The 12,849-nt window shown below is 66.0% G+C and carries 12 protein-coding genes; 4 read left to right on the forward strand and 8 right to left on the reverse strand.

Translation table 11 applies throughout. The features are described from left to right. Nucleotides 1-322 precede the first annotated feature (322 nt). Both B597_RS32275 and B597_RS32280 read left to right on the forward strand, forming a co-directional pair. Nucleotides 323-1,732 (forward strand): short-chain fatty acid transporter, encoded by a 1,410-nt coding sequence (locus B597_RS32275; protein ID WP_024161884.1) that lies wholly within the window; start codon nt 323-325, stop codon nt 1,730-1,732. A 10-nt stretch (nt 1,733-1,742) separates the two neighbouring features. Continuing rightward, nucleotides 1,743-3,023 carry an amidase gene (locus tag B597_RS32280; RefSeq protein WP_024161885.1) on the forward strand — a complete coding sequence of 427 codons (1,281 nt, stop codon included), beginning with the start codon at nt 1,743-1,745 and terminating at the stop codon, nt 3,021-3,023. A 601-nt stretch (nt 3,024-3,624) separates the two neighbouring features. Here the strand turns inward: B597_RS32280 and mdcH are convergent. The 8 genes from mdcH to B597_RS32320 all read right to left on the reverse strand — a co-directional run bounded on the left by mdcH (nt 3,625) and on the right by B597_RS32320 (nt 10,682). Continuing rightward, the gene (gene mdcH, locus B597_RS32285) at nt 3,625-4,551 is read right to left on the reverse strand and encodes a malonate decarboxylase subunit epsilon (protein ID WP_003293063.1); all 927 of its coding nucleotides are present in this window, start codon (nt 4,549-4,551) and stop codon (nt 3,625-3,627) included. After that, the gene (locus B597_RS32290; RefSeq protein WP_024161886.1) at nt 4,548-5,171 is read right to left on the reverse strand and encodes a malonate decarboxylase holo-ACP synthase; all 624 of its coding nucleotides are present in this window, start codon (nt 5,169-5,171) and stop codon (nt 4,548-4,550) included. Before B597_RS32290 ends, mdcH begins: the two co-directional genes overlap by 4 nt. A gap of 79 nt (nt 5,172-5,250) precedes the next feature. Next, nucleotides 5,251-6,036, reverse strand: coding sequence for a biotin-independent malonate decarboxylase subunit gamma (mdcE, locus tag B597_RS32295; RefSeq protein WP_003296877.1), 786 nt, complete (start codon nt 6,034-6,036; stop codon nt 5,251-5,253). Continuing rightward, complete coding sequence (locus B597_RS32300) at nt 6,033-6,899, reverse strand: biotin-independent malonate decarboxylase subunit beta (RefSeq protein ID WP_003296878.1); 867 nt, start codon at nt 6,897-6,899, stop codon at nt 6,033-6,035. Before B597_RS32300 ends, mdcE begins: the two co-directional genes overlap by 4 nt. Beyond that, nucleotides 6,892-7,191, reverse strand: coding sequence for a malonate decarboxylase subunit delta (locus B597_RS32305; RefSeq protein ID WP_003296879.1), 300 nt, complete (start codon nt 7,189-7,191; stop codon nt 6,892-6,894). The genes B597_RS32300 and B597_RS32305 overlap by 8 nt, the downstream gene beginning before the upstream one ends. 2 nt (nt 7,192-7,193) lie before the next feature. After that, nucleotides 7,194-8,069: a triphosphoribosyl-dephospho-CoA synthase gene (locus B597_RS32310; RefSeq protein WP_003296881.1), complete on the reverse strand. Its 876-nt coding sequence runs from the start codon at nt 8,067-8,069 to the stop codon at nt 7,194-7,196. Beyond that, nucleotides 8,069-9,745 carry a malonate decarboxylase subunit alpha gene (mdcA, locus tag B597_RS32315; RefSeq protein ID WP_003296882.1) on the reverse strand — a complete coding sequence of 559 codons (1,677 nt, stop codon included), beginning with the start codon at nt 9,743-9,745 and terminating at the stop codon, nt 8,069-8,071. Before mdcA ends, B597_RS32310 begins: the two co-directional genes overlap by 1 nt. Nucleotides 9,746-9,917: 172 nt before the next feature. Further along, a complete protein-coding gene (locus B597_RS32320; RefSeq protein ID WP_003296883.1) occupies nt 9,918-10,682 on the reverse strand; it encodes an SDR family oxidoreductase in 765 nt (254 codons plus the stop codon). Between the two features lie 266 nt (nt 10,683-10,948). Between B597_RS32320 and phnC the strand changes: the two genes are divergently transcribed. Together phnC and phnD are read left to right on the forward strand one after the other, a co-directional pair. Further along, entirely contained in the window at nt 10,949-11,779 is an 831-nt protein-coding gene (gene phnC, locus B597_RS32325; protein WP_003296884.1) for a phosphonate ABC transporter ATP-binding protein, read from the forward strand. A gap of 51 nt (nt 11,780-11,830) precedes the next feature. Then, a complete protein-coding gene (phnD, locus tag B597_RS32330; RefSeq protein WP_003296885.1) occupies nt 11,831-12,835 on the forward strand; it encodes a phosphonate ABC transporter substrate-binding protein in 1,005 nt (334 codons plus the stop codon). Nucleotides 12,836-12,849 lie beyond the last annotated feature (14 nt).

Here is a 12,849-nt window from a genome sequence, read left to right on the forward strand (position 1 = left end):
GCGGACCGACTTGAATCAATGGCCCCGAAGCGTATTTACGAATTTGGCTACGGTCGCCACCGATATCATCTCGTCTGGTTTCGTCTTCCAGCACCAACTCATGCAGATTATTAACTTAATCGTAACGGTGCTCTAGCCTCCTTGATTGATTGATCTTGGCAAGCCGATATCGTGTGACCCACAAGTCAAACAAAAAAGGAGACATGCCATGTATCAGACAGCAATCGGCACTCCCTAGGGCCGCGGTCGTCACCGCGCTCTTCTTCTCTCACCTGCCATTGAATTTCATCCGGCTCGAGCCGGCTCTAGGGAATTAGGAATCATGAGTAACGCTACCATTGCCGTGGGCGCACCCAAGCCCAATCTGTTGACCCGCTTCACCAACGTCTGCGTACGCTATGTTGAAAGATACATGCCCGACCCCTACCTCTTTGCGGTCATTCTGACTCTGGTGGTAGTGGGCCTGATCACGCTGTTCGTCGAGGGCGCCACGCCAGGCGGCATGGTCGATGCCTGGTACCGGGGCGTTTGGGGACCGAAGAGCATTTTCACATTCGCCCTGCAAATGATCCTCATCCTGGTGACCGGCTACACGCTGGCCGAAGCACCGCCGCTCAAGCGTGGCATAATCTGGCTGGCATCGCACCCACGTACCCAAGTCGAAGGCGCGCTGCTCTGCTTCGCCGTGGGCGCGTTCTTCTGCCTCCTGAACTGGGGCTTGGGCTTGGTGGCCGGCGCCCTGGTCGCACGCCAAGTCGCCAAACGCCTGCCTAAGGTTCACTTTGGCTACCTCATCGCCTCCGGCTACATGGGCTATCTGCTGTGGACCCAGGGGCTGTCCAGCTCCATTGCTTTGGCCAACACTGACACCAACAGTCCCATCAATGTCATCTACCAGTTGACCGGCATGACCGTTCCGTTCAGTCAGACTATCTTCCAACCCTATAGCTGGGTTCCGGTGGTCGCTCTGATCGTTATCCTGGCCATAGTCATCTTGCGCATGGAGCCCGATCACGCCCTTGCACCCGACCCAGCGGTTTTCAACGACGCCAGCAAGGACCAGCCGAAGACCCAGCCTACCACCTTCGCCGAGAAGCTGGAAAACCTGTGGATTCTCAACGTGTTGTTCTTCGCGGCCGGTATCTACTACTTCGTGCGCAGCGATTTCGCATTGAACATCTCGTCGCTGATCATGCTGTTCACGGTGACTGGCGCTCTGCTGCACTGGACGCCCATCCGCTTCATCAAGGCCTTCGTCGAGTCGGCCAAGACCGCCGGCCCGCTGATCCTGCAGTATCCACTTTACGGCGGCATCATGGGCTTGCTTGCCTACCTGCCCATGGAGAACAGCCAGGCGCTGGAAGAAATCCTTTCCTCGGCACTGGTCACCGGCGCGAACGAGTACACCCTGCCGTTCCTGACCTTCCTGGCCTCCATCGTGATCTCGCTGTTCGTGCCCTCCGGCGGTGGCCACTGGGGCGTGCAAGGTCCGATCGCCGTGCAGTCAGCAATCGCCATCGGTCAGGACAGCGCAGCCTACATGGGCCTCATGTCAATGGCTGTCGCCTTCGGCGAGGCCGTGGCTAACATGATCCAGCCGTTCTGGCTGCTGCCGGTTCTGGCCATCGCGCGACTGAACGTGCGGCAGGTCATGGGCTTCACCGTGGTGGCTTTCCTGATCGGCACGGCAGTACTCAGTATTGCCATCCTCATCGCCCCCTTCACGCTCTGAGGTCCGCGTCATGACGGCATCCCCTTCGACACTCACCAAAGCCACGGCCAGCCAGGCCGTGGAGGCCGCTATCGAGCGCTTCCACGAGACCGAAGCGCAGATCCAGGCCTTCCAATGGCTCGACGAAAAACGCGTCCGCGAGGAAGCGCGCAGCCAGGACGAGCGCAGCGACGCCGCGCCCCTGACCGGCATGGTCGTCGGCATCAAGGACCTGATCGACACCGTCGATGCGCCCGCCACCTATGGCTCGCCGATCTACAGCGACAACCGCCCGCACAAAGACGCTCTGATCGTTACCCGCTTACGCCAGGCCGGCGCGGTGCCATTCGGCAAGACGGTCACCACCGAGTTTGCGCTGTTCAACCCGCCGAAGACACGCAACCCGTGGAATCTGGAACGCACACCGGGCGGCTCCTCGTCCGGCTCGGCCGCCGCGGTTGCGGCCGGCGTGGTGCCGGTGGCGCTGGGCACCCAGACCGCCGGATCGATCATCCGCCCGGCGGCCTTCTGCGGCATCTTCGGCTTCAAGCCCAGCTTCAACCTGTTACCCTCGGCGGGCCTCAAGCACATCAGCCCGTCCTTGGATACCGTCGGTCTGCTGGCACGCCAGATCAGCGACATCCGCCGAGTGTTCGACGCCGTGCGCAGCGGGCACACGGCGCTGCCGCCGTCACCCTCGCGGCTGCGCATCGCAATCATACGCACGCCTTGGTGGCAGGATATCGCGACCGAGATCCGCGCGCGCATCGACTGGGTCGCCAGCCAGTTGGCCGATTGCGGCGATGGTTTCGACATCGTCGAGTCGCCGAACAGCATGTTGTTCGGCGACGTCACCGAGGCCCAGCAAGCCATCATGGCCGCCGAGGTGCTAGCCAACCTGGCCTACGAGCGCCGTGACCACGTCAGCCAGCTTTCCCCCCTGTTGCGGCGCTATCTGGACCAGGCCGCCCAGGCCGAACCATCCCTGGAAACGGCGGCACGGATGACGGTCAACCGGCTCAAGATCGAGCCGGACCTGATTTTCGGCGATGCCAACCTGCTGCTGAGCGCCGGCACCCTGACCGAAGCCCCCACGCGCGACTCTACCGGCGATCCGCTGCTGTGCCGCGCCTGGACCATCCTCGGCGCACCCAGCATCAACCTGCCCATCGGCTTCAGCACCAGCGGCCTGCCCATCGGTCTGCAACTCGCGGCCCGTCCGGGGTACGACGATCTGCTGCTGGACGCGGCCTCACACATCGCCCAGAGCCTGGACATCAGCACCGCCCCGATGGCCCGGCTGAACGCTTGACCGCGCGCCGCCCAAGGGCGGCGCGCCCCGGATTCCGCCGGTAATATCTTTCCCCGCCCTATTCAAGGGCGGTTTTTTTTGCACCGGCAACGCCCGGCAGCTACGCTCCATCGCGACGGCTTTTAGCTCACCGATTCTGGCGGAGTTCAAGAAGCCGCCAATCTTGATTTTCTCACTTGCCCCACTCTGAGCAAATGACAAGCCCCAGGAAAAGTCGATTCGGCAAGGCTTTACCGTAATCATCTTTTGGTGAAAACGTCTTTGCTCAATCAAACCCTACCGGGTACCGGCAGCACACTCAGGCGAGCTGACAGAAACAGAGCAGTCATCGCCTTAATGCTGATCAGATAAAGGCTTTTTACCCCCATTTTGCTTGCCGTAGAGGGCACTTTTCGTCGGATCCTGGGGGACGCCAGCCCTTGCTGGCGGTGCTCTGCTACGGCGGATCGCCGGCAAGCCGGCTCCTACAGAGACCGGGATTCACCAGGGGGGAGACAAAAACTTAACTGATAGGCATTAGCCATCGCCTGTGCCCTTCGCCAGCTCAGACCGGCTTCCACTAAGCGCCGAAGGCTAGGAGACAGAGCGTCTAGTACGTACTTTAATCGATGCGATCTGTTTCGCGACGCAGCAAGGCGTCCAGTGTGTCCAGACGGGCGCCATCGAAGGCGACCAGCGTACCCTGTTCGAAAACCCGCCGTGCCAGCCCGGTGAGCACCGAGCCGGGCGGCAGTTCGATATGCAGCCGCACGCCGCGCTCGTAGGCGGTGCGCAGGGTGCCGTGCCAATCGACGACACGGCACATGTTGAAAGCCAGGTCGTCGCGCAGGCGTTCGGCATCGAATACCGGGCGCGCCGAAGAACCGCTGAGGTAACGCACGCGCGGCGCACGCAGGCTGACCCGGGCGAAGGCTTCGGCCAGTTGCCGCGCCGGCTGTTCGAGCAGCGTGCAGTGCGACGGCACGCTCATCGCCAGGCGGCGAGCGCAGGACGCGCCGAGGCTCTTGGCCTGGGCGGCGACCGCGGCCATGGCGGCATCGCTGCCGGCGATGACGATCTGGTTGTCGGCGTTGATGTTGCCCAGATGGACCGGGCCCTCGGCGCCGGCCAGCAGACCTTCGACCGTGGTCAGCGACAGGCCGAGGATGGCGGTCATGCCGTAACCCTCGGGGTAGGCCTGTTGCATCAGTTCGCCGCGCAGGGCGACCAGGCGCAGGGCGTCGGCGAACTCCAGCGACTCGGCGACCACCGCCGCTGCGTAGGCACCGATGGACAGCCCGGCGACATAGTCCGGCCGCTGACCGTCGCGCAGCAGCAGCCGGGCCGCCGCCACTCCGGCGATCAGCAGGCAGAGCTGCACGGCGCGGGTCGACCGCAGCGCTTCAGCCGAATCCAGTGCCAGCGTGTCCTCGCCGAGCACCGCGCTGGCCTCGGCCAGGGTCGCGACGACTTCGGGCGCATCCGGCAGGCGATGAAGCATGCCGGGCTTCTGTGCGCCCTGGCCGGGAAAGGCAAGCAGGCTGCTCATGCCGCCAGCTCCTCTGCCCAAGGATCGCTGACCAGCAGCGGTCCGTGGCTGGTCTTGACCAGCACCCGCGCCGCGTCACCGGCCCATTCGCGCAGCGCCACGCCACCCAGCGGGGTTTCCAGCTGCAGATCGATACGGCAGGCGCGGCCTTCCAGCAACTGCAGCAGCGGGCGCGCCTCGCTGCGTCGCAGCGGCCGCTCGGCTCTGAGCAGCAGATCGAGATCGCTGTCCGGATGGGCGGCCGGCAGGCCGCTGGCAAGCTGGAATCCGGCCGAGCCAGTGACGCCCCAGGCATGGCCAAGCGCATCGAGCAGCGGACGCAGTTCGGCCAGTACGCGGAATACCGGCAGGTCTTCACTGGCGCGGCGATCGAGCAAATGTTCCGGCGCAAGCCGCTGGCTGACCGCCTCGACCGGCATCAGCGCGGCCAGGCGCTGCTCCCGCGTGGCTCCACGCAGGCCAACCCCGACCAGCCCTGGCGCCACGGCGGCACGGCGCACCACCACCGGCTGGCCGGCAGCGAGCACGGCGACCGCCCAGGCCGGCGCATCGGCGGGCAACTGCTCGGGGCGCATGCCCCAGAGCAGGTCGTGGGGCCGCAGATCTTCAGGCTGGTACATGGCAGTCTCCTGCTCTTGTTGTTCATCGCCGGCTTGACCGGCGCTGGTTCGCGGCCGCCTCGGCAGCGGCCGCAAGCCGTTACCACTGCGCGCGCAGCAGCTCCCGCACCCTGGTAGAAGCCGCACGATTCGGCGCGCCGAGGCGGCCACGCAGATCGCTGCTGCTGCCGATGTCTTCGACAGCCCTGTGCAGGCACTCGCGCACCCGCTGCAGGTCGGCGTCGGCAGGCTGCTCGATGTTGTCCACCGAGAGGGTTTCCCAGAGCAGGCCGAGGGTCGCGTAGTTGTCGATGTCGTAGGCCATCGGCGGCACCGACTCGGCCAGCGCCTCCAGCTCCTCGACGCTGCGCAGGGTGATGCGCGCCGCGGCGGCCTTGCCCATGGCATGCACCATCACGCCCGGATCGCGCAGGGCGATGATCCGCTGGGCCTGATAGCCATGGGCGAGGAAGGCGCCGGACATGGCCTTGCCGACCAGCAGCGAAACCACCGGATGCCCCGCCAGGCGGGCACGGGCATAGCCGTCCACCGCGCCGGCCAGCGCCTGGTGAATGCCCAGGGCTTCCTCGCGGCGGCCGTAGGCCTGGCTCGGCACGTCGACCACGGCCACCACGACGCGCTTGTCCGCCTTGTCGCGATCGGCTTCGATGACTTCATCCACGGCCTTGCCCAGCGCCCAACCTTCGAGCAGGCCGACCTCGCCGTTACGGGCGCGGGGAAAGGGGTTCTCGGCATCCGGCACCACGGCGATGTACCGCGCGGCGCGCCCGGCCAGTTCGCCGTCGACCACCTTCACCGAGGCGGGATAGCCCGCCAGTGCCTGACCGCCGGCCAGGGCTTGCAACCAATTCAGTCCACGGCTCATTGGGCATCTCCTTCATAGAGGGCGCGCACCGCGGCGGCATCGAGCTGCGCGCGGGTGTCGACATCGGCCAGGCGCTGCAGGAACCAGGCGTGCCGGCGGCTGCGCGGTTGCGCCGGCACGCCCCGGGCGAACAGCTCGTGCAGCTGCGCACGGATGGCGTCGGTGTCGTCGGCGACGTAGGCGTCCACCAGACCGCTGGCGTGGCGCTGCTCGCCGCCGGTCAGGCTCCAGATGAACGGACGGTCACGCGAGTCGTATTCCTCGATGCCGGCTTCCTGTTCGATCACCTGCGGGCCGTTGAGGCCGACCCGCGCTTCACGGGTGACGACCAGGTAGCTGCAAAGCCCGGCGGCGATGGACATGCCGCCGAAGCAGCCGACCGAGCCGGCGACCACGCCGATCACCGGCTGGTAGGTGCGCAGCTCGACGATGGCGGCCTGGATCTCGGCGATCGCGGCCAGCCCCAGGTTGGCTTCCTGCAGGCGCACGCCGCCAGTTTCCAGCAACAGCACGGCGCGGGTGGGAATGCCGTTGCGGTTGTCTTCGGCGGCCAGCTCCAGCGCGCCGGCGATCTTCGCGCCGCCGACCTCGCCCATGCTGCCGCCCTGGAAAGCGCCTTCGATGGCGGCGATCACCGCCGGCTGGCCGTCGATCGTGCCCTTGGCAACCACCACGCCATCATCGGCCTGGGTGACGATGCCCTGCTTCGGCAGCCAGGGCGAGGTGACGCGATCGAACGGGTCGAGCAGTTCGCGGAAGCTGCCTTCATCCAGCAGTGCGCGGGCACGCTGGCGAGCACCGAGCTCGACGAAGCTGCGCGATTGAAGTAAACGGGCCACGGTGTTAGCGGACACATCAGTCATGGCCGACCTCCTCCAGTCCCTGCTCCAGGCGCAGACGCACTACGCCGGGTGTGGCCCCAAAATCGTGAATATCGATGTTCAATGCCGGAGGCGTCTGTTCGCGAAACATCCGCTCGAACAGTTGCTGCCAGCGTTGCTCGGCACCGTTGACCGAGGTGACCACCTGGATCGCCAGCTTGCCGGCCTGGCCGGGTTCGAGCAGCACTTCCAGATCGCCCGAGCCGACCACGCCGACCAGGGCCTTGCCGCGGGCGGGCTGCCCGGCGGCGAATTCGAAAGACAGGGTTTCCATGATCAATAGCTCCCAATCGGCGCCGACGCGGCTGGCGTCAGGCGGTCGAGGAATAAGGTGGCGGCGAGCAGGTCGGCGGCACCGCCCGGCGAAGCGCGAAGGCTCAGCATCTCGCCTTCCAGTGCGCGCAGCCGACGACGGCCGGCCAGGCTGGCGCAACCGCCGGCATCGAGCACGGCGCGGGCACCGGCCTGCATGCGGGTCAGACCTTCGCGGCCGGCGCGGTGCAGCACGCAGGTGTCGGTCAGGTCACTCATGATCGCCAGCAGCGCATCGAGCCGGGCGTTCTGCTCGCCGGCACCGGCGCGGCGGCTGGCGTGCAGCTGCGGCAAGCCCTGTTCGATGACCGCGGGAAAGCCGTGCTGCGCCTGTTCACGGGCACCGAGCACACCGTAGATGCGGCAGACCCGTGCACCATGGCTGTCGGGGTTGGCCGGCGCGGCCGGATCGCTCAGGCGTGCCAGCGCTGCGGCGCTGGCGGCAATCGGCCGAGCGCTGCGCGCAGCGCTCTCGAGTGCCGCTGCCGCGCTGAGCAGCCCCAGCGCCCAGATGGCACCACGGTGCGTATTCACCCCGCCGGTGACGCGCAGCATCTCGACTTCGCCATCACGCCCCAGCTGGCCGAGCGCCTCGCGCAGTGGCTGGCCGACTTCACCAATCACCAGCGCTGCGTCGGCCATGGCTTTGAAGGTCGGCCACAAGGCGTTCGCCGAGGCGTGCATCAGGCCCAGATGCAGGTCGTCGTGCGCGCCATTGCCGCGCCGATCCACCAGGCCGGGCTTGGGCGACAGGTCGGCCTCGTCGACCAGCGCCTGCACCGCCAGATCCGCCAGCCGCTCGGCCAGCGAGGGCTGTTGTCTTGCAATGAGGGCACTCATCACCAGCTCCTGAACTTGGCGGGCGGGTTGTAGAGGCCGCCGGACCAGTCGACCAGTTCGGCGATGCTCTTGGCCGCCAGCAGTTCGCGCGTCGCGTCGTTGCGACGGATGCCGAGGTCTTCCGGCAGGGCGATCAGCCCTTCGCGGCGCATGCGCTCGGTGTCCTTCGGGTTGTGCCGCAGGCCGATGCTGGTGACGCCGGCCACCGCAGCGATCATTGCCTGGCGTTCTTCCAGCGAGCGCGCCTTGTACAGGTAGGCGATGCCTTCCTCGGTAAGCAGGTGGGTGACGTCGTCGCCGTAGATCATGATCGGTGCCAGCGGCATGCCGCTCTTCTTCGCCACCTCGATGGCATCGAGCTGCTCGACGAAGGTGGGTTTGCCGCCTTCCTGGAAGGTCTCGACCATCTGCACCACGAGCTTCTTGCCGCGCTCGAGCATGGTTACCGGCGCTTCGCCACCGGGCATGGCCATGTCCAGCCAGGCCGGCGTGGGATGGCGGCGACCACGCGGGTCGTGGCCCATGTTCGGCGCGCCGCCGAAGCCGGCCAGGCGGCCGCGGGTGACGGTGGAGGAATGGCCGTCGCCATCGACCTGCAGGGTCGCACCGATGAACAGGTCCACCGCGTACTGGCCGGCCAGCTGGCACATCATGCGGTTGGAGCGCATCGAGCCGTCGCGACCGGTGAAGAACACATCCGGGCGCTGGGCGATGTAGTTCTCCATGCCCAGCTCGGTGCCGAAGCAGTGCACGCTTTCGACCCAGCCGGTCTCGATCGCCGGGATCAGCGTCGGGTGCGGGTTGAGCGTCCAGTTGCGGCAGATCTTGCCCTTCAGCCCCAGCGACTCGCCGTAGGTCGGCAGGATCAGCTCGATGGCGGCGGTGTTGAAGCCGATGCCGTGGTTGAGTGACTGGACGTTGTGTTTCTCGTAGATGCCGCGGATCGCCATCATCGCCATCAGCACGTGCACCGGCTTGATGTGGCGCGGGTCGCGGGTGAACAGCGGTTCGATGTAGAACGGCTTGTCGGCGACCACAACGAAATCGACCCAGCTCGCCGGGATGTCCACCCGCGGCAGGTCACGCGGGTCATCGACGATCTGGTTGACCTGGACGATGACGATGCCGTCGGAGAAGGCGGTGGGCTCGACCAGAGCCGGGGTGTCCTCGGTGCTCGGGCCGGTGTAGATGTTGCCCTCGCGATCGGCGGTGAAGCCGGCCACCAGCGCGACGTTGGGGATCAGGTCCACCAGCAGGCGCGAATACAGTTCGATGTAGGTGTGGATGGCGCCGACTTCCAGCAGGCCGTCTTCCAGCAACTGGCTGATGCGCAGGCTCTGCGGTCCGGCGAAGGAGAAGTCGAGCTTGCGCGCGATCTGCCGCTCGAACAGATCCAGATGCTCAGCGCGGCTGACGCTGGGCATGATCATGTGCAGATCGTGAAGTTTGCCTGGGTCGACCTGGGCCAGCGAACGGGAGAGAAAGTCCGCCTGCTTCTGGTTGTTGCCTTCGAGCACCACCCGATCACCCGGAGCGATCAACGCTTCGAGCGCCGCGACGATCTTGTCACTCGGCAATACCACGCCATCGGCGAGGCTGCGCACCTGGTCGAGACGGCGGGCTTTTTCAGCACGACGACGCGACCATTGCGGCGGTGGGGATATTGTTGTTGTCATGACGACTCCACAGATTTCCGCGATGTGGAGCGCACAGTAGGGAGATGACCGACAGGTCATCAATCAAGCAGCCTGATCGACCGTTACGATTTTGTTAACGATAGGTCTGAGTCGCCGGTTTGCGCCGGATTCGAGAGGCGCGGCGCCTTGCGCGCCACGCCCCGTTTAACGATTACTTGTCGCGATCGATATTGAACGGCGACCAGGCCTGGCGCGTCGGCATCACTTCCAGGCGGTTGATGTTGATGTGATCCGGCAGGGTGGCGACGTAGAAGATCTGCTCGGCGATGTCCTCGGCGGTCAGCGGCGTGGTGCCGCGGTACAGCCGGTCGCTTGCGTCCTGATCGCCCTTGGTGCGGACCAGGGTGAATTCGGTCTCGGCCATGCCCGGGGCGATGTCGGTGACGCGTACGCCGGTGCCCAGCAGGTCGCAGCGCAGGTTGTAGCCGAACTGTTCGACGAACGCCTTGGTCGCGCCGTAGACGTGGCCACCCGGATAGGGCCAGTGCCCGGCCACCGAGCCGATGTTGACGATGCTGGCGCCCTTGCCGGTGGCGATCAGGGTCGGCAGCAGCGCATGGGTGACATTGACCAGGCCGGTGATGTTGGTGTCGATCATGGTGTGCCAGTCGGCGAGATCGACCTGCTGCGCCGGCTGCGGTGCCAGCGCCAGGCCGGCGTTGTTGACCAGGCAGTCGATCTGGCGGAACGCAGCGGGCAGTTGCGCGACCGCCTCCTGCACCGCGCCGGCATGGCGCACGTCGAGGGTGGCGATGTGCACCGGCACCTTGGCCGACAGTTCGCCCTTCAACTCTTCCAGACGCTCGCTGCGCCGGCCGGTGAGGACCAGTGCCCAGCCAGCCTCGGCGAAGCGGCGGGCGGTGGCGCGGCCGAAGCCGGAGGTGGCACCGGTGATGAATACGATCTTCTGTTTCATGCTCTTCCTCTTTCTCTAATGCCAGACCGTCGTGTAGGCGACGCGGCAGGTGAAGGCGTCCAGCTTAGGGGCACCGGAACCCCGAGGCAAAGGCCGGCGTGCGCCGGGCGGCCATCATCGGCTCGCCGCTGCGCTGACCCCATAACGTCACCGAACGGTCATCACAGGTTCATCGTCGCTTCGCCGGACTGCAACAGAGCCTGACTAGCTTCTCGTCTAGACAAGTTGGCCGACTCACCCGGCCGCACAGACGAAAGGGCAAGACGATGAATGCAGCTATTCGAGTCGAGCGACTGAACAAGACCTTCGCCGGCAAGCAGGCGCTGTTCGACCTGGGGCTGGCGGTGCAGCCGGGCGAGATGGTGGCGCTGATCGGCGCTTCCGGCTCCGGAAAGTCCACCCTGTTGCGCCATCTGGCCGGGCTGGCCTGCTGCGATCGCACTGCCGGCGGACGCATCGAGGTGCTCGGTCGCGAAGTGCAGGCCACCGGCCGCCTGCATGGCGAGGTGCGTCGCCTGCGCGCCGACATCGGCTACATCTTCCAGCAGTTCAACCTGGTCACCCGCCTCAGCGTGCTGGACAACGTATTGCTCGGCTTTCTCGGCCGCATGCCGCGCTGGCGCGGCTCGCTGGGCATGTTCAGCGACGAGCAGAAGCGCCAGGCCATGGCTGCGCTGGAGCGCGTCGGCCTGGCCGAGCGCGCCGCGCAGCGTGCCTCGACGCTCTCCGGCGGCCAACAGCAACGAGTGGCCATCGCCCGTGCGCTGACCCAGCAGGCCGAGGTGATCCTCGCCGACGAACCGATCGCCTCGCTCGACCCGGAGTCGGCACGCAAGGTCATGGAAATCCTCGCCGACATCAACCGCCAGGACGGCAAGACCGTGGTGGTGACCCTGCATCAGGTCGACTACGCACTGCGCTACTGCTCGCGCGTGGTGGCACTCAAGGGCGGCCGCATCCATTACGACGGGCCTTCTGCGGCGCTCAGCGACCACTTGCTCAATGACCTCTACGGCGCCGATCTGGATGCCAGCCTGCTGTTCTCCGACCGCGCCCGCGCCGCCGAGCCGCGGACGTTGCAGCTGGTCAACGGCTGAGCCGTCGGCAACGCCCCGACACCCAACGCCACACCTTCAGGAGTGACCTCCATGTTGAAATCCATCAGCCGCGCCGTCGCCGCCTCCACGCTGCTGGCCGGCGCCCTGTTCGGTACGGCCCAGGCCGCCGAGACCATCACCTTCGGCATCATTTCCACCGAGTCGTCGCAGAATCTGCGCAGCGTCTGGGACCCCTTCCTGGCCGACATGAGCAAGCAGACCGGCTACCAGGTGAAGGCCTTCTTCGCCCCCGATTACGCCGGGGTGATCCAGGGCATGCGCTTCGACAAGGTCGACCTGGCCTGGTATGGCAACAAGTCGGCGATGGAAGCGGTGGACCGCGCCAATGGCGAAATCTTCGCCCAGACCGTCGCCGCCAACGGCAGCCCGGGCTACTACAGCCACCTGATCGTGCACAAGGACAGCGCCCTGAACTCGGTCGAGGACGTACTGAAGAATGCCAAGGACCTGACCTTCGCCAATGGCGACCCGAATTCCACCTCTGGCTACCTGGTGCCCGGCTACTACGTGTTCGCCAAGAACAAGGTCGATGCCGGCCGGATCTTCAAGCGCAGTCTCAACGGCAGCCATGAAGTGAACGCGCTGTCGGTGGCCAACAGGCAGGTCGATGTCGGCACCTTCAACAGCGAAGGCATGGAGCGCCTTGAGATCACCGCGCCGGACAAGGCCGCGCAACTGAAGATCGTCTGGACCTCGCCACTGATCCCGGCCGACCCGCTGGTGTGGCGCAAGAGCCTGAGCGACGAGCAGAAGAACCGGCTGCGCGAGTTCTTCATGAGCTACGGCGCCAAGCCGGCCGAGAAGGAAATCCTCGCCGGCCTGCAGTGGGCACCGTTCCGCGCCTCCGACAACGACCAGCTGCTACCGATCCGCCAGCTGGAACTGTTCAAGAAGCGCAGCGAAGTCGCCGCCGACAGCAAGCTCTCCGACAGCGACCGCCAGGCGCAGCTGCAGGGCATCGACGACGAACTGGCCAAGCTGGAACAACGCATGGCCGAGCGCGAGCAGAAGAACGCCGCCGCCAAGGCCAGCTGAGCAACGCCGGGCGT

Source organism: Stutzerimonas stutzeri KOS6 (assembly GCF_000307775.2).
Taxonomy (GTDB): domain Bacteria; phylum Pseudomonadota; class Gammaproteobacteria; order Pseudomonadales; family Pseudomonadaceae; genus Stutzerimonas; species Stutzerimonas stutzeri_B.